The 16,879-nt window shown below is 54.1% G+C and carries 12 protein-coding genes and 2 tRNA genes; 6 read left to right on the forward strand and 8 right to left on the reverse strand.

Annotated features, from left to right (window positions below; genetic code table 11):
* Nucleotides 1-114 precede the first annotated feature (114 nt).
* The 3 genes from OYT1_RS13660 to queG all read right to left on the reverse strand — a co-directional run bounded on the left by OYT1_RS13660 (nucleotide 115) and on the right by queG (nucleotide 1,498).
* Nucleotides 115-197, reverse strand: a tRNA-Thr gene (locus tag OYT1_RS13660).
* Nucleotides 198-302: 105 nt separating this feature from the next.
* Nucleotides 303-378, reverse strand: a tRNA-Lys gene (locus OYT1_RS06900).
* Between the two features lie 34 nt (nucleotides 379-412).
* Nucleotides 413-1,498, reverse strand: coding sequence for a tRNA epoxyqueuosine(34) reductase QueG (gene queG, locus OYT1_RS06905; RefSeq protein ID WP_062627182.1), 1,086 nt, complete (start codon nucleotides 1,496-1,498; stop codon nucleotides 413-415).
* Between queG and tsaE the strand changes: the two genes are divergently transcribed.
* Together tsaE and OYT1_RS06915 are read left to right on the forward strand one after the other, a co-directional pair.
* The gene (gene tsaE / locus OYT1_RS06910) at nucleotides 1,493-1,954 is read left to right on the forward strand and encodes a tRNA (adenosine(37)-N6)-threonylcarbamoyltransferase complex ATPase subunit type 1 TsaE (protein ID WP_088178225.1); all 462 of its coding nucleotides are present in this window, start codon (nucleotides 1,493-1,495) and stop codon (nucleotides 1,952-1,954) included. The genes queG and tsaE overlap by 6 nt on opposite strands.
* Entirely contained in the window at nucleotides 1,936-3,249 is a 1,314-nt protein-coding gene (locus tag OYT1_RS06915; RefSeq protein WP_062627183.1) for an N-acetylmuramoyl-L-alanine amidase, read from the forward strand. Before tsaE ends, OYT1_RS06915 begins: the two co-directional genes overlap by 19 nt.
* A gap of 2 nt (nucleotides 3,250-3,251) precedes the next feature.
* Here the strand turns inward: OYT1_RS06915 and pgeF are convergent, their stop codons facing one another.
* Nucleotides 3,252-3,986 carry a peptidoglycan editing factor PgeF gene (gene pgeF, locus OYT1_RS06920; RefSeq protein WP_088178226.1) on the reverse strand — a complete coding sequence of 245 codons (735 nt, stop codon included), beginning with the start codon at nucleotides 3,984-3,986 and terminating at the stop codon, nucleotides 3,252-3,254.
* Nucleotides 3,976-4,899, reverse strand: a complete 924-nt coding sequence (rluD, locus tag OYT1_RS06925) for a 23S rRNA pseudouridine(1911/1915/1917) synthase RluD (protein ID WP_331838580.1) — start codon at nucleotides 4,897-4,899, stop codon at nucleotides 3,976-3,978. The genes pgeF and rluD overlap by 11 nt, the downstream gene beginning before the upstream one ends.
* A 64-nt stretch (nucleotides 4,900-4,963) precedes the next feature.
* Here rluD and OYT1_RS06930 point away from each other — a divergent pair, with 64 nt between their 5' ends.
* From OYT1_RS06930 to acnA, 4 genes are all read left to right on the forward strand, one after another.
* Complete coding sequence (locus tag OYT1_RS06930; RefSeq protein ID WP_062627186.1) at nucleotides 4,964-5,767, forward strand: outer membrane protein assembly factor BamD; 804 nt, start codon at nucleotides 4,964-4,966, stop codon at nucleotides 5,765-5,767.
* Complete coding sequence (locus tag OYT1_RS06935) at nucleotides 5,767-6,312, forward strand: NUDIX hydrolase (protein WP_062627187.1); 546 nt, start codon at nucleotides 5,767-5,769, stop codon at nucleotides 6,310-6,312. Before OYT1_RS06930 ends, OYT1_RS06935 begins: the two co-directional genes overlap by 1 nt.
* An 83-nt stretch (nucleotides 6,313-6,395) precedes the next feature.
* Nucleotides 6,396-7,196: an MlaA family lipoprotein gene (locus OYT1_RS06940; protein WP_062627188.1), complete on the forward strand. Its 801-nt coding sequence runs from the start codon at nucleotides 6,396-6,398 to the stop codon at nucleotides 7,194-7,196.
* A gap of 47 nt (nucleotides 7,197-7,243) precedes the next feature.
* Nucleotides 7,244-9,937, forward strand: a complete 2,694-nt coding sequence (acnA, locus tag OYT1_RS06945) for an aconitate hydratase AcnA (RefSeq protein ID WP_062627189.1) — start codon at nucleotides 7,244-7,246, stop codon at nucleotides 9,935-9,937.
* A gap of 120 nt (nucleotides 9,938-10,057) precedes the next feature.
* Here acnA and OYT1_RS06950 read toward each other — a convergent pair whose 3' ends face one another.
* The 3 genes from OYT1_RS06950 to OYT1_RS06960 form a co-directional block, all read right to left on the reverse strand.
* Nucleotides 10,058-12,118 carry a diguanylate cyclase domain-containing protein gene (locus OYT1_RS06950; protein WP_062627190.1) on the reverse strand — a complete coding sequence of 687 codons (2,061 nt, stop codon included), beginning with the start codon at nucleotides 12,116-12,118 and terminating at the stop codon, nucleotides 10,058-10,060.
* Between the two features lie 7 nt (nucleotides 12,119-12,125).
* Nucleotides 12,126-12,944: a phosphate/phosphite/phosphonate ABC transporter substrate-binding protein gene (locus tag OYT1_RS06955; protein ID WP_062627191.1), complete on the reverse strand. Its 819-nt coding sequence runs from the start codon at nucleotides 12,942-12,944 to the stop codon at nucleotides 12,126-12,128.
* Nucleotides 12,945-13,290: 346 nt separating this feature from the next.
* Nucleotides 13,291-16,824, reverse strand: coding sequence for a diguanylate cyclase (locus tag OYT1_RS06960; protein WP_062627192.1), 3,534 nt, complete (start codon nucleotides 16,822-16,824; stop codon nucleotides 13,291-13,293).
* Nucleotides 16,825-16,879: the final 55 nt, after the last annotated feature.

Genomic DNA, 16,879 nt, shown 5'->3' on the forward strand with positions numbered 1-16,879 from the left:
TGTAGTGTTTGGTGGTTTATTAGGATTATTGGGTGGACTCGCAATCCAGTCGACTACATGCTGTCTACATCGGAAACTCTTCGGGAGGCGAGCTCATATAACTCAATGAATTTATGGTGCTGATGAGGTGAATCGAACACCCAACCTACTGATTACGAATTAGTCATCATTTAGTATTACCCCAGACACCACTTTACAACAAGTAACTGCATTATGCATTTTTGCATCATGCATTTCGGTCTACTAATGGTCTACTAACCAAAAACAAAAAGGACTTGCATCACTGCAAGTCCTTGAATGTTTGGTGGGTCGTGCGGGGATCGAACCTGCGACAAACGGATTAAGAGTCCGCTGCTCTACCAGCTGAGCTAACGACCCAAACGAGGCGCGCATTCTAGGCGAGGCCGGAGAATTATTCAAGGCCTTTTTCGTGTTTTCTTTGCTGCTCTAGCGCCCAGTGTATGTGTTCGCGCACCAGCTCGGAGGAATGCTGGGCGCGAGCACTCAATGATTCAATGACTTTGGCATCAGTTTGAGCATTGCCGAGTGCAACTGCGATGTTGCGCAGCCATTGTTCGTAGCCGATGCGATAGATGGGACTGCCGGCCATGCGCGACTGGAAGGTCGTTTCGTCCCAAGCGAATAATTCAATCAGACGTACATCATCAAGGCCGTGCCGCACGGCGAAGTCGCTTTCCTGGCTAATCTGGGCGAAGCGGTTCCACGGACAAACTAGCTGGCAGTCGTCACAGCCATAGATGCGATTGCCGATGAGCGGGCGCAACTCAAGAGGAATGCTGCCTTTGTGCTCGATGGTCAGGTACGAGATGCAGCGGCGGGCATCCAGTCGGTATGGGGCGACGATGGCTTGTGTCGGACATATCTCTAGGCAGCGGCGGCAACTGCCGCAGTGATCCGCTTCGGGCGTATCAGCGGGTAACGGCAGGTCGGTAAATATCTCACCGAGAAAGAACCAGGAGCCGTGTTCTCGATTGAGCAGCAGCGTGTGCTTGCCGCGCCAGCCCAGCCGCGCTCGCTTCGCCAGTTCAACCTCAAGTACCGGCGCACTGTCGGTGAATACGCGGTAGCCGAACTCCCCAACCTCTGCGCGGATGCGCTGAGCTAATCTCTCCAAACGATTACGCAGCACCTTATGATAGTCGCGCCCCAGGGCATAACGGGAGATGTAAGCACGCGAACCGTCTGCCAGCACCTCCCAGCCATCTCGGGCATGGGCACTGCGATAGTCCAGACGCACCGAGATGACGCTCAGCGTGCCGGGCAATAGTTCATCTGGGCGAGCACGTTTGAGGCCATGTTTTGCCATATAATCCATGCCGCCGTGAAAACCCTGTGCCAGCCAATCCGTCAGACCGGCTTCGGCGCTGGACAGATCGGTACCGCTGATGCCGACGGCCTGGAAACGCAGCTCCTTGCCCCACGCCTTGATGCGTTCGGCAAGTGTAGCCAAGTCCTGTGGAGATGAATTCTGTTGCATAACGCCGATGATACCTTGAACCTGCCCGACGAAGCGGCGACCATCGCGCTCGGCACGAGGCTGGCTCACGCGGTGCAAGCGGGGCTGGTGATTTGGCTGCGCGGCGACTTAGGGGCAGGAAAAACCACACTGGTGCGCGCCCTGCTGCACGGTTTGGGCTATCCGGGGCGAGTGAAGAGCCCGACCTATACCTTGGTCGAGCCGTATCAGGCGGGCGAATTCGAGGTGCGGCATTTCGACTTGTACCGTTTTCAGGACGAAAATGAATGGGAAGCTGCAGGTTTTCGCGATGAATTCGATGGTCGGAATCTATGTCTGGTCGAGTGGCCAGAAATGGCGCAAGGCTTAGTGCCTCAGGCCGATATAGAAATCGACTTGCAGATTCTAGAAAATGGACGGGCTGCGCGATTGCGCACGTTTAGCGAACTTGGAACACGATGTTTGAACGCACTCTAAAACTGGTTGCCCTGCTCTGCCTGCTGTGGCTCACGCCCACGCAGGCGACGACGCTCATCAGCTCGGCACGCGTGTGGCCTGCACAGGATTACACGCGCCTGACGCTAGAGTCGAAACAGTCGGTTAGCTATACCCTGTTCACTATCAAAGATCCCGAACGGCTGGTGATCGACCTTGAGGACATCGAGCTGAACGACGTCCTCAAAAACCTGACGAGCAAGATCGGCAACGACGATCCATATATCAAGAGTGTGCGCGTTGGACGTTTCAAGCCCGGCGTAGTGCGTCTGGTGCTCGACCTCAAAGCCGAGGCCAAGCCGCAGTTGTTCGAGCTCAAACCGGTGGCAGAATACGGCTACCGTTTGGTTCTGGACGTCTATCCGGCAAAACCTATCGACCCGCTGATGGCTCTATTACAACCGGGCAAAGCAGCATCTGTGACGCCTGACTCCTCGCCTCCTGACTCACAAAAGCCCGTAGCGCTGGAGGCCACGCCCAAACTTTCAACCAGCACCACGCTGGGCACGACTGAAACCAGCAAACCCTCCGCTCAACCCAAGAGCCGTGCCGAATTCACCGAACGCACGCTCATCATCGCCATCGATGCCGGTCACGGCGGTGAAGATCCCGGCGCACATGGTAGCGGCGGCGCATTGGAAAAGAATGTCACACTGGCTATCGCACGTCGTTTGAAAAAGCTAGTGGATGCGCAGGACGGGATGCGCGGCGTACTGATCCGCGACGGCGACTACTTCATCCCGCTGGGTGGGCGCACAGCCAAAGCACGCGCCGCCCATGCCGACCTGTTCGTCTCCATCCACGCCGATGCGTTCATCAATCCCGAGGCGCATGGCTCCTCGGTGTTCGCCTTGTCGGAACACGGCGCGACCAGCGCTGCCGCTCGCTGGCTGGCCAAGAAGGAAAACGAGGCCGATCTGATCGGTGGCGTGAACATCGCCGTGAAAGATCCATATCTGGCCCGTACCCTGCTCGACTTGTCGCAGACCGCCACCATCAACGACAGTCTCAAGCTAGCTAAGCACGTCTTGGGCGAGTTGAGCGACATCAACGCACTGCATCGCGGCCATGTCGAACAGGCTGGGTTCGCCGTACTCAAATCCCCTGACATCCCGTCCATCCTGGTCGAGACCGCCTTCATCAGCAATCCCGAAGAAGAGCGCCGCCTCACCGACGACAACTATCAGGACAAACTGGCTAACGCCGTTCTGTCAGGAGTGAAGCGCTACTTATCGCAGAATCCGCCGTTAATGCGAATGAAGATGGCAGAACGCTAAGCTTAGCGCTCTAACCAAATGAACGTGCCCATACGCCCAGTAACGCCATCACGACGATAGGAGTAAAAGCGTTCGGCATCTGAGTAAGTGCAAATACTACCGCCGTAAATGTGACTGATGCCCAACGCCGCCAAACGCAGACGGGCAAGCTGAAAGATATCGGCCAGCCACTTTCCGGGAGCTCCCTCGACGAAAGCTGTTACGGCCTCGGGCTGATGCGCGATGAACGCTGCCCTCACCTCTTCGCCCACTTCGAATGCCGTCGGACCTATGGCCGGCCCCAACCACGCCATGAGCGATTTTGGCACTACCCCCATCGCCTCGACGGTGCGCTCGATCACCCCATCGCACAGCCCTCGCCAACCCGCATGAGCCGCGCCGACCACGGTTCCCGCAGCATCGCACAGCAACACTGGCAAGCAATCCGCCGTCATCACCACGCACACGCCGCCTGGCTGATGGGCGATGCAGGCATCCGCTTGCGGCAAGCAACCCGCGTGCGCCACATCTGCGACAGCCACACCATGCACCTGATTCAACCAGACCGGCTCGGAAGGCATCAAGGAATTCAGTGTCATGCGATTGCGTACTACCACTAAAGGCGCATCACCTACATGCGATCCTAGGTTTAGCCTGCCATAAGGCGCAGCGCTGAACCCGCCCAATCGCGTGGTTTGCAACGATTTGACATTAGGCGGCGCAGGCCAATCGGGAAAGATCAGGTGTTCAGCCGACATCACCACTGGCTTCGTGGATAGCGTCCAGCAATTGCTCCATGTCCTCCGGCATCTCGACTTCCCATTCCATCCGCACATGATCGGTCGGATGGTCGAGCGCCAATCGTGTCGCGTGCAGCGCTTGGCGCGGAAATTCGTGCAGGATGGCACGCAGTTGCGGCGGACATTTCTGAACACCTTTGATATAGATGCTGTCGCCCACCAGCGGGTGGCCGATGTGTGCCATGTGAACGCGGATCTGGTGAGTACGTCCGGTTTCCAAGCGGCAACGCAGCAAGGTGCAGGCAGGAAAATCCTCTTCGATGGCGTAATGGGTGACGGCGGGCTTGCCGTCTGGCACGACAGCCATCTTCACACGCTGGGTCGGATGACGGCCGATGGGTGCATCCACCTTGCCGCCGCGTGCGAACTCACCCCAAGCCAGCGCTAGGTATTCGCGCTTGACGCTACGTTCCTGCATCTGCCGCACCAGCGCAGTCTGGGAAATCAAGGTCTTGGCAACCACCATCAGCCCGCTAGTATCTTTGTCCAAACGATGGACGATACCTGCACGAGGCACTTCGGCCAGTTGCGGCGCGTGGTGCAACAAAGCATTCAGCAGCGTGCCTTCCCAGTTGCCACTGCCCGGATGCACCACCAGCCCCACGGGTTTGTTGATGACGAGGATATCGTCGTCCTCGAACACGATGTCGAGCGCGATGTCCTCAGCCTGATGCACTTGTTCGGAAGGATGCGTTTGGGGCCTCACCTCGATTTGCTCCCCCCCCCATAACTTCTGCTTGATCGTGGCAGGCGCGCCGTTCAGCGTCACCAGTCCCTCTTCGATCCAGCTTTGCAAGCGGCTGCGGGAGTAATCCGGCAAGAGTTTGGCCAAGGCTTGGTCGAGGCGCGTGCCGCCCATCTCGATCGGCACTTGCAAGCAAACTGTTGCGTGGGTGGATTCGGGTATAATCGTAAAAATTTTTTTGGATTCCGTCATGCGCCGTAGTTTAGCCGTTTTCCTCCTGTTTACGCTCACTGCTTGTCAGCTTTTTACGCCTCTCCCTGATGGTCGCCCCGATCAAGAAAGCAAGAGCATCCCCGTCGAGACACTTTATGCGGAAGCCCAGCAACAGATCGAGGATCAAAATTTCGAGAAAGCCGCCAAGACGCTGGAAAGCTTGGTCGCCCGCTACCCTTATGGCCGTTACGCCCAGCAAGCGCAGATGGAGATCGCTTACGTTTATTACAGAGAGCGCGAACCTGATCCCGCGCTGGCAGCCGCCGACCGCTTCATCAAGCAATTTCCCAATAGCCCTCAGATCGATTATGTCTATTACCTGAAGGGGCTGATCAACTTCAACTCTGATCTAGGCGTATTCGGTGATTTTTTCCAGCAGGATATGTCCGAGCGCGATGCTAAAGCGGCACAAGAGTCCTTCGACGCATTCAGCGAGCTGACCTCCCGCTTTCCGAACAGCCAATACACGCCTGATGCCAAAGTGCGGATGCAATATCTAATCAACGCGTTAGCGCGCTCCGAGATCCATGTGGCCAATTACTATCTGCGCCGGGGAGCCTATATCGCCGCGCTGAATCGAGCGAAGAGTGTGCTTGCAACCTACCCGCAATCGGTACAAACAGCGGATGCTTTACGCATCATGGTTCGCGCCTACGATGCTTTAGGCATGACCGATCTGCGCGATGATGCACAACGGGTGCTGGTCGCCAATGGCGGCGAGAGTGCGCCAACCATTTTGAAGGCTGCCGACTATCCTTGGTGGCAATTCTGGAAACGCTAATGAAGTTTTGCTCTGAATGCGGTGCTCCGACCGAGCTACGTCAGCCTCAGGGTGACAATCGCATTCGCCATGTTTGTTCTGCCTGTTCAACTGTTCACTATCAGAATCCCAAACTGGTCGTCGGCGCCATCCCTGAGTGGGAAGATGGTCGAATCCTACTTTGCCTGCGCGCTATCGAGCCACGCTATGGCTACTGGACATTGCCTGCCGGGTTCATGGAGAACGGTGAGACCGTAGCCGAAGCCGCCGCTCGTGAAACGCTGGAAGAGGCCAATGCCCGCGTCGAGATCAATGAGTTGTACTCGTTTTACAACCTAGCCTTCACCAGCCACGTCCATCTGCTGTTTCGTGCACGCTTGCTAGATATAGACTTCAGTCCCGGAGAAGAAAGCTTAGAAGTACGACTGTTCGCTGAGCACGAGATCCCTTGGGAAGATATGGCGTTTCGCACTGTTCGCCACACCTTGCAACGCTACTTTGCCGAGCGAAAACAAGGAAAGTTCAGCTTCTCCATCATTGATTTTTTGCCGCCAGAGCCGCACTAAACCTGATTCTTTATCAATTCGCTCGTGTTAATTCGAGGCGGTTCCCTCTATAATCTGCCCGTCCTGTTTCATTGATATTGACCATGAAGCTATCTCAAATTGCCTGTTTAAGTATCTTTTCGCTGTTACTGGCTGGCTGTGCCACGCCTGCGCAACGAAACCCCCAAGATCCGTTTGAGCCAGCCAATCGTGCCATCTTCAAATTCAACGATACAGCGGATAAAGCCATCATCAAACCCATCGCACAGGGTTATACCAAGGTCGTACCAATTGTAGGCAGAACCATGATAGGAAACTTCTTTTCGAATCTTGAAGATGTCGTCGTCGCTGTCAATAACGTGCTCCAATTCAAGTTGCGTAATGCATTTTCAGACGCGGGACGTGTGCTGATCAATACGACGATCGGAGTGGGTGGTTTGGTGGATGTGGCGACCATCACGGGTCTGGAGAAACACGACGAAGACTTTGGCCAGACATTGGGATACTGGGGTGTCGGCAGCGGCCCTTACCTGATGCTGCCGGTGTTGGGTCCTAGTGACCTTCGAGATGGTATTGGCTCGTATGCCGATACCTTCCCCAGTCAGCTCAATCAGATACGTCCGATCTATACACGCAACCAGTTGATCCTGACCAGAGGCATCAATCGTCGCGCTCAATTACTCGACCAAGAGAAAATGTTGGAAAATGCAACCTTGGATCGATATTCATTTATCCGCGATGCTTACCTAGCTCGCCGCCAGAGCTTGGTGTATGACGGCGATCCACCGCGTGAAAAGGATGAGGACGACGACTTTGGTGATGAAACCGCTACGCCGACCGTGCCTGCGGCTCCCTCGGTTGATGCGTCTGTAAGCAAAGCTACGGAGCCCCTCGCTTCCCACTGATTTTTCTAGAAACCTAATCTCTGATCCTGCCCTACGGAGCCTTACTCATGCCCCATAACTTATTCAACTCCCGTCAAACCTATCAACTCTCCAGCGGTGAACAAGGGTCGCTTTACTCCCTACCCGCCCTAGAAGCCGCTGGCATCGGCAACATCTCGCGCCTGCCCGTCTCCATCCGTATCGTGCTGGAATCGGTGCTGCGCAATTGCGACGGCAAGAAAGTGACCGAACAGCATGTGCGCGAACTGGCGAACTGGAAACCGACTGCGCCGCGCACTGAAGAGATCCCTTTCGTGGTCGCCCGCATCGTGCTGCAAGATTTTACGGGTGTTCCCCTGTTAGCCGACCTCGCCGCCATGCGCGACGCTGCCGCAGCGATGGGTAAAAACCCCAAGATTATCGAGCCATTGGTTCCCGTAAATCTGGTGGTTGACCACTCGGTGCAGATCGACAGTTACAACAATCCGAACGCGCTCAAGACCAACATGGAGCTGGAGTTCGAGCGCAACACCGAACGCTATCGCTTTATGAAGTGGGGCATGCAAGCCTTTGATACATTTAAGGTCGTCCCACCCGGCATCGGCATCGTGCACCAAGTGAACCTTGAGTATCTGGCGCGCGGCGTGCTGCAAAAGGATGGCATCACCTATCCCGATACACTGGTCGGCACCGACTCTCACACCACCATGATCAACGGCATCGGCGTAGTCGGCTGGGGCGTGGGCGGTATCGAGGCGGAAGCGGGCATGTTGGGTCAGCCGGTATATTTCCTGACGCCAGATGTCGTTGGCGTGAACCTCAAAGGCAAACTGCGCGAAGGCGTGACCGCCACCGACCTGGTGCTGACCGTCACTGAACTGATGCGCAAACACAAGGTGGTTGGCAAATTCGTCGAGTTCTTCGGTGAAGGTACCTCTGCCCTCACCCTACCCGACCGCGCCACGATTGCGAACATGGCCCCCGAATACGGCGCAACCATGGGCTTCTTCCCGGTGGACGACGTGACCGTGCAGTTCATGAAAAACACCGGTCGCACCGCCGACGAAGTGGATGCCTTCGAGTCCTACTTCAAGGCGCAGGGCCTGTTTGGCATTCCTGCTGCGGGCAGCATCGACTACAGCAGCGTGGTCGAACTCGATCTGAACAGCATCGTGCCATCTCTTGCAGGCCCCAAGCGCCCGCAAGACCGCATCGCGCTGCCCGCAATGAAAGACAGCTTCAACACCCTATTCAGCAAACCCATCGCCGAGAATGGCTTCAACCAGCCCGCCGACAAGCTGAACACACGTTACGCCACCGGCAAGGATGGCTTGGAGATCGGCAACGGCGATGTGCTGATCGCGGCGATCACAAGCTGCACCAACACCTCCAACCCAGGCGTACTACTAGCCGCCGGTCTGCTGGCGAAGAAGGCGGTGGCGAAGGGCTTGAAAGTTGCGCCGCACATCAAGACTACGCTGGCCCCCGGTTCTCGTGTGGTGACTGAATACCTGACCAATGCCGGTCTGCTGGAACCGCTGACCACGCTGGGCTTCGGTCTCGCCGCTTACGGCTGTACCACTTGTATCGGTAACGCCGGTCCGCTGCGCGAGGACATCGACAAAACCATCACCGACAACAACCTGATCTGCGCCGCCGTACTCTCCGGCAACCGCAACTTCGAGGCTCGCATCCACCCGAACCTGAAAGCGAACTTCCTCGCTTCGCCTCCGCTGGTGGTCGCCTACGCCATCGCGGGCAAGATGAACATCAACCTCGACACCGATCCGCTGGGCGTTGGTAAAGACGGTCAACCGGTGTACCTGAAAGACATCTGGCCGAACAGCGCTGAGATCCAAACCGTGATGAAGTTCGCATCCGATCCTGCGGTATATCAGAAACTTTATTCTGATCTAACCAAGGATCTGCCGCTGTGGAACGCCATCCAGGCCCCCACCGGTGACCTGTACCAGTGGGACGATTCCACCTACATCGCCCGTCCGCCGTTCTTCGATGCCGCTGTACCAAAGATCGGCGATATCAAGGGTGCTAAGGCGCTGGCGCTGTTCGGCGATTCCGTCACCACCGACCACATCAGCCCAGCAGGCAGCTTCAAACCCACCACGCCGGCGGGCAAGTATCTGCAAAGCCACAAGGTCGAGATCAAGGACTTCAACAGCTACGGCTCGCGTCGCGGCAACCACGAAGTGATGATGCGTGGCACCTTCGCCAACGTGCGCGTGAAGAACCTCATGCTCCCGCCGAACGCCGACGGCAGCCGCATCGAAGGCGGCTACACCCTGTACAAGGGCGAACAAGTAGCGATCTACGATGCTGCGATGAAACACATCGCCGATGGCACTTCGACCGTCATCTTCGCCGGTGAAGAATATGGCACAGGATCTTCGCGCGACTGGGCAGCGAAAGGTACACAGCTGTTGGGAGTGAAGGCCGTCATCGCCAAGAGCTACGAACGTATCCACCGCAGCAACTTGGTGGGCATGGGCGTGCTGCCCTTGCAGTTCAAAGGCAGCGACAGCGTGGACAGCCTGAACCTCACCGGCGACGAAACCTTCGACCTGCTCGGCATCAACGACAACCTGAAGCCGCAACAGGACGTGACGCTGACCATCACGCGCAAAGATGGCAGCAAACAAAGCGTCGCCCTGCTGCTGCGCATTGATACACCGATCGAAGTCGACTACTACAAGAACGGCGGCATCCTGCCGTTCGTGTTGAAGGAACTTGTGGGTAAAGTGTAAGGTATAAGCTGACCGTTCACGATACAGAAAACACGAAAGCCTGCGAATGCGGGCTTTCTTGTTACCGGAATAGGACAGCCGCCAAGCCCATGCGACATGCGAGACTCCAATCAGGGAGCCTCAGACTAACTCATCATAAAAACGGATCAAATTACGACCAGACGCTTTAGCGTTGTACATCGCTGTGTCAGCTCGTTTGAAAAGATCGTCGATGCCAACATCTTGCCCCATGAACATCACCACGCCGATGCTTGATGTGCATTGGTGTTCGACGACGTATTCAGCAACGCCTTCTTGCCTATTAGTAAGGTTGTAGGTAAGCGACAGAGAGGCTCGAATCTTCTCTGCAACAATGTTTGCTTGTGCCTTCGACCTAGCTTGGTCTTCATCCAACTCTGCCAGAACTACCACGAACTCATCCCCACCAAAACGTCCAACAGTGTCTGATTCTCTCACACAGGCACCGATGCGGTTTGCGACCTCAATCAACAGTAAGTCGCCGACCTTATGCCCATACCTATCATTGAGAGGTTTGAAGTTGTCCAAATCCAGAAACATGAGTGCGCCATAACGCCCTTCGCGCTTGCTAGTAGTCATTGCCTGACTCAAGCGATCACCAAACAATCGACGATTGGGTAACTTAGTCAATGCATCAAAAAATGCCATATAACGGATTTGGTCTTCCGTCGCTTTACGGTAGGTGATGTCATCCATCGTGCCAACATAGTTGGTGGTCTTCCCATCCGCGTCACTAACTCTGGTGATTGTAAGTTGCTCGGGGTAGGCCTCACCATTTCTTCGCCTGTTCCATATTTCACCTTGCCAGGTTCCGAATTGCTGAATGCTTTGCCACATTGCGGCATAAAAAGCAGAATCATGGCGTCCTGAACTAAGAATCTTTGGTGTTTGACCTATGGTTTCCACTTCCGAATAACCGGTGATTTTACTAAATGCCTTGTTCACCCGAATGATTACATTATTAGCGTCGGTGATCATAATGCCTTCCTGAGACTCGAAAGCGATGGCAGCAACTCGAAGTTCTCTTTCGGCATGCTTGCGTTCAGTAATGTCGAGCACCATGCCAACCATGTGACTCGGTTCATTCCCTACTCCATACTGCAGCTCTCCATAGCCACTGAGAGTCCGCACCGACCCATCCGGCGCATTGATCCGGAACTCTAAAGGAGCAGGCTTATTCCCAGATGCACAAGCACGAATCCATGTCTGCATTGCCTGCTTGTCATCAAGACAAATCAGAGAAATGAGGGATTCAACGGTTGGAGAAAAGATTCTAGGGTCGACGCAAAAAATGCGATATGTCTCGTCAGACCATAAAAGTTTTCCTGAAAACTCATAACGCCAACTACCAATGTGGGCAATACGCTGTGATTCTGATAGGAAATATTCTTTTTCCTGTAGTTCGCTCTTTTCTTGATTTATGGTGTCCAGCATTCGATAGATGTGCCTTGCAAGTAGACCCACTTCGTCACTACGATTTACATCAGTGCGAAGGAACGTCTTTCCACCCTCTGCATCGGCGGCCACCTTTACGATGCGTTGCAATCCATCAGTCAACCGCCGAGCTAGTATGTTGGCAACCATGGTCGTAATTCCAATGAGGACAATTACGATCCCTAACTCGGCAATTACGAAGTCACGCAAGTTCGCAATTGACGTATCTCTTGTCATTTCGATCAGTATCCAACCGATATGTTGTTTAGCCACAAGGATAGGGGCTGCGACCACAATATAGCTGGGCTCATCCTGAAGTACCTGAGTGATTGGCAACGATGGCAGCGTTCGAGAGCCACTTGAATTATCTAAGTACTTGGCGAAGTGATGTCCTTGCGTACCTGCCAATATCTCACGCCCCAAATTTGTCACAATGGCAGACTTTAAATCCCTAGTTTCCTCTGCCACTTCCATCAACTCATCGAGGCTAGCAATATCTTCTGAGAGAACCTTGGTACCTGCGCTGCTTGCCAGCATTTTTACCAAATCAATCGAAACTTGCATGTCCTGAGCAAATAAGAAGTGTCGCTGATAGCTATAGAGCAAATAGCCACTGCTAAGGATGATGCACAGCGATGCTAAAGAAAACGACCAGACTAATTGTCGGCGAATAGTCCTTCCCCAAGCCTGCCTCACGTAGTGAAGAAAATTCACAAATAAAGACAACATGTTATTACTATAGACTATCAAGTTCGGTAATCTTCAATTGCCGAATATCATCCCAGTCTCGATCTTGAGCTTGTTCAACCCCCTTAAAACCTATCGCCTTTAGGGCTGACTGGCCAATTGGATCTTCATCCAAACTCAACATGACTTTCTGCAAGGTATTAACAACGGCATCCGGCAAATGTGGATGGCTAGCAATGGCGTGTGGCGTGTAACCAGGTGTTATCCAGATAACCTGTAATTCCTGTTGGGTTGCAACGTCCATTAATTCGAACGTGCGCTTGATACCGCCACCAGCAGGATACATTCCTTGAGCGACATTCAAATATACGGATTCATGAGATGCAACAAACTTAGCTTTAATATCAATTCCTTCTTTGCGAAGACTTGCTCGTGGAAGAATACTTGCAGCAAATGCTGCAGGGGCAGGGAATGCCAGAGTCAGGCCATTCAAGTCCCTAATGTCGTTAATGGCACTACCCTTTCGGGCAACAAGAATCCCAGTAAGTTTGCGTCCCTTTTCTTTAGCGAACGCCTTGTACCCGGATTTCTTGTGAAATACCGTGTAGTGATAAGGATTCATGTAAGCAATGTCATAGGCCCCATTGCCCAACCGCTTCTCGAAAGTAGGTATGTCAGGCGCTGTAACGAACTTCAGCTTCACGCCACTCCTTTCGGAGAGCAAAGCCAAAAATGGAATCCAGCTCTTTGCCAATTCCGTGACGGCCTGTTGCGGCACTATGGCAAATGTGTAGATTCTATCCTCGGCCAATACAGCGTTTGTCTCCAACACTAAGATACTAATGAGTAGAGCGTGCAAGATTTTCACAATGCAACCTCCTTCTTGGGCTGTGCTTATATTCGCGCATTTATTGATTAAATGGGATATATGCTTTCTCATTTACCTAGGAACCAGACTAGTCAAGAAAATTAGAAGGTTGCCACGCCATACCGAAGAACAGTCTTAACAAAACCGTGCTCCAAGGCGGCTCATGAAATACGGCGCGTTCGGTCTGGACAAAATTGATTCTAGATACTCCTAGTGATTCTAGTAGTTACAAAGAAATCAAACAATAGTTTGCGATTGTTTCCAGCAGGCGTCGATCGTCAGCAAGAACATGGTGAGCCCTTCGACTTTGTACAGGACAGGCATGTCAGCCTCTGGTTGGAGTGAATCAGTAGTGGCAAGCTCTCTCCGTCCCCGGATACAAACACACCTGATTGCGCCCTTGGCTCTTGGCGTGGTAAAGCGCCTGATCAGCTTGGTTTAGCAAGATGTCGATGTTGGTGTCTTTTTCTTTGAGCGTCACCACGCCGAATGAAGCGGTGAAGTGTAGCGGCAAGCCACTATCCAGCTTCACTTGGGCTACAGCGAGTGCAGCGCACAAACGCTCGGCTGCATCCATGGCTTGGTCTTGCCCTGCTTCTGGTAGCAATACCGCAAACTCCTCCCCCCCGATTCTCCCGACAATGTCGATATTACGCAGCGTGGCACGGCAGACGGACGCGAATTTTTGCAGCACGATGTCGCCCACCTTATGACCATAGGTGTCATTGACCTGTTTGAAATGGTCGATGTCTATCATCAGGATAGAAAGGTCTCGGTCATAGCGTAGGGTGCGAGCCAGCTCGATCTCCGCTTGTCCCAAAAAGTGGCGGCGGTTATCCAGTCCTGTCAGGTAGTCGGAATGGGCTTGTCGTTCAAGCTCATCGCGCACTTGGTGATTTTCGATAGCGATAGCGGACAAGTTGGCGGCGAAGACGATGCGATCGATATCCTGAGATTGCGGTCCTTGGGGGTGGGCATGATAGATGGCGAACGTGCCTAGTACTTTGCCTTTCGACGAAAGGATAGGCTCTGACCAGCAAGCTTGCAGGCCCGCTTCTTGTGCCAGTTGGCGATACGGCATCCAATATTCGTGAGTCTGAATGTCTTCGACGACCACTCTCTTACCCAGCGCAGCAGCCGTACCGCACGAGCCAACACCCACGCGAATATCAACCCCATTGATCGCCTCGTTATAGAACGCAGGCAAACTGGGGGCGACGCTGCTCAGCAGGTGTGTGCCTTCCAAATCAGTCAGTAAGATGCTGCATCGTGCGTTCTTATCTTCGGATTCCATATATCGCACGATGGCTTCCAAAATCTCATGCAACTTGTTGCCCCGCGCCACCATTTCAAGCATCTCATCATGTGCTTGGATGCGTCGTTCCGTCCGCCTACGTTCGGTGATATCGGTGCCGATGCCCAGTACGCCGGAGACATGATTCGATTCATCACGCTCTGCGACAAAACGTAGCCAGTGGTAACGCGTTTCGCTGTTCGACATCGACAACGTGTATTCCATTTCATCGCTGACACCCGTTGCGGCCACGGCCCGGATTCGTCGCTCGACCTCTTGTGTGTTTTCACCAGTAGCACACTCAGTTGGCGTGCGGCCCAGCAAACTCTCTTTGGGCTTTCCTAAAACGTGTTCCAACGAAGGACTCACGTAGGTATGGCGCGCATCGGTCGTATAGCGGGTGATGTTGTCGGGGAGGTTTTCCACGAGAGTACGCGACTGCCGCTCGCGCTCGGCGAGTGCATGCTCCATACGCTTGCGCTCGGTGATGTCAAAGATGAGTCCATACGAGAGGATGCTACCGTCGGGCTGTGCTTGTGGATCAGATCGCATATCGAGCCAGCGCACCTCCCGCCCAGGCGGACAGATGCGCACTTCAGCCCGGAATGGTGTCCGCGTCCGTGCCGATTCGGCATAGCATGTCTCCATGCTTGCTTTGTCGTCGGGATGGATCATGCCGTGCATGACTGCAAAGTCGCTCATGGCCACGTCAGGGGGGACGCCGTAGATTTCTTCGACACCCGCGCTGACGTAAGGGAAGCTTAGCGCTCCTTCCGGCGACAAGCGAATGGTGTAGGCAACACCTGGCAGGTTCTCCACGAGGCTGTTCAACCTACGCTCGGTCTCGCGGATGGCCGTGATGTCGCGACCAAAGGTGATAGTGCCGATGATGTGTCCATCGATATCGCGCTCAGGAACACTAATGACGTGGTGGTATGCCTTTTTTCCGCCCTGAACAGACACGATCAACTCAATGGACTTCATTTCTCCGGTCATTACCACACGCTCGCGCAACGCGTCGATCTCATCGAATCGACCATCCGGCCATATTTCTCTGGATCGCCTGCCGATCACTTCTTGCGCGCTGCGAAGCTCCAGAAATTTAACCATATTGGCGTTGAGATAGCGGATGCGATGGTCGCGACCGACACGGATCACCACATCCGGCGAACTTTCGGCGAGGCTGCGGAATTCCTGCTCCCGCTCGGCCAGTGCCTGTTCCATGCGCCTGCGTTCGGTGATATTCAAGACGAAACAGGTTAGCCCGATTGTCGCACCATCCTCGCCATGGATCGGTGCAAAGAAGTTCTGCCAGTACAGGCGCAAGATCGCTTCGTCGCCGTAGGCATCTTCGATAACAAAAGCTTCGCCACTCAGCGCACGATCAAATCCCTGCTTGGCTTTTTCACGATCTGGGTGGGTGCCGATGACATCGAGCATACGCATGCCGACGGCAATCTCTTTCCCCCAAATCGCAAGCATCGTTGCGCGGTGCTTGTCGTTGAATGCGAGATAACGATAATCGCGGTCGAGTGCAAAAACGATGACTTCCGGTGAACTTTCTAGTACAGCCTGCAACAGTCTGTCGTGATTGCTGGACTTGGCCTCACTCGCCCTTAGCGTATCTACCATGCACTTATGTTCGGTGATATCGGTAAAGCTGACCATGCGACGATGGCCGACCCAAGCCACTCGCACGATGATGGAGCGCACGGAGCCGTCTTTGCAGGTGATGAATGCATCTAATGCTGGCGGCGGCGTGTTGTTTTTCCTCGCTTGCACGACTGCGTTTCGCCAAGTACCAACAACGATGTTGCGATAACTTTCATCTGGATAGGCACGCTGATACCAAGTTTCTAGGTTCGGCAGATCATCCAAGGTGTAGCCAAACAACAGAGTGAATTGGCGATTCACATACTCGATTCGGTCTTCATTTTCTGACCACCCCATGGCGATCGGGGAAAAATCCAGAATATCTTTGAGTTGGATACTACGTTCAGCATGAGCGCTGACATCGCGCTCAAGTGCAGCTTGCCGTAACCGATTCAATCCGCTGGCGGCCAGCATCTGCGCCATCTCGACCATCACGCCCATGAGATCGTCCAAACGCTTTTTATCGACTACGGCAATGGCTTCGATAGACTTCAAATAAGCGGCTTCATCGAATCCCGCCTGCGCCGCTTGAGCGCTGAAGAACTCCATATCAGGGGTTTTGTGGAACACCTGCCCCAGAAATAGCATCGCTACTTGGTGGCCTTCGATCACCACGGGTGTCGCGTAATCCATCAAGCCATTTTGGCATAACCCTCCGGCGATGCCGCCATCACGAAGGTCGCGCACAAGCTCTAAATTGCTTTGGCGGCAACGCTCGGCAGTTTGGGGAGTGGCGCGGTGAAACATCTCGCAGGCATTCGAGCCAGAAGACATGCACAACAATTCGCCGTTTACATCCACCACGCCATTCGGAATGCCGGACACTTGGAAGAAGCGTTCCAATAAACGCGCGAACGCAGGGACATCAACCAGATCACTAAAACGATAGGCATTTTCGCCACTAATTTGTGTGTTGTCAGAGGACATCATCATGACTTTATGGCAACCAAGGTGTGATAATTTTAGGATACAGCCATGATCCTGTCGA

The organism is Ferriphaselus amnicola (assembly GCF_000974685.2).
Taxonomy (GTDB): Bacteria; Pseudomonadota; Gammaproteobacteria; order Burkholderiales; family Gallionellaceae; genus Ferriphaselus; species Ferriphaselus amnicola.

What these genes read in the sequence shown, in the direction of transcription:
- queG (WP_062627182.1), bottom strand. Translation starts at nt 1,498, where the DNA reads ATGCAACAGAATTCATCTCCACAGGACTTGGCTACACTTGCCGAACGC.
- OYT1_RS06915 (WP_062627183.1), top strand. Translation starts at nt 1,936, where the DNA reads ATGTTTGAACGCACTCTAAAACTGGTTGCCCTGCTCTGCCTGCTGTGG.
- pgeF (WP_088178226.1), bottom strand. Translation starts at nt 3,986, where the DNA reads ATGTCGGCTGAACACCTGATCTTTCCCGATTGGCCTGCGCCGCCTAAT.
- OYT1_RS06930 (WP_062627186.1), top strand. Translation starts at nt 4,964, where the DNA reads ATGCGCCGTAGTTTAGCCGTTTTCCTCCTGTTTACGCTCACTGCTTGT.
- OYT1_RS06935 (WP_062627187.1), top strand. Translation starts at nt 5,767, where the DNA reads ATGAAGTTTTGCTCTGAATGCGGTGCTCCGACCGAGCTACGTCAGCCT.
- OYT1_RS06940 (WP_062627188.1), top strand. Translation starts at nt 6,396, where the DNA reads ATGAAGCTATCTCAAATTGCCTGTTTAAGTATCTTTTCGCTGTTACTG.
- acnA (WP_062627189.1), top strand. Translation starts at nt 7,244, where the DNA reads ATGCCCCATAACTTATTCAACTCCCGTCAAACCTATCAACTCTCCAGC.
- OYT1_RS06950 (WP_062627190.1), bottom strand. Translation starts at nt 12,118, where the DNA reads ATGTTGTCTTTATTTGTGAATTTTCTTCACTACGTGAGGCAGGCTTGG.
- OYT1_RS06960 (WP_062627192.1), bottom strand. Translation starts at nt 16,824, where the DNA reads ATGATGATGTCCTCTGACAACACACAAATTAGTGGCGAAAATGCCTAT.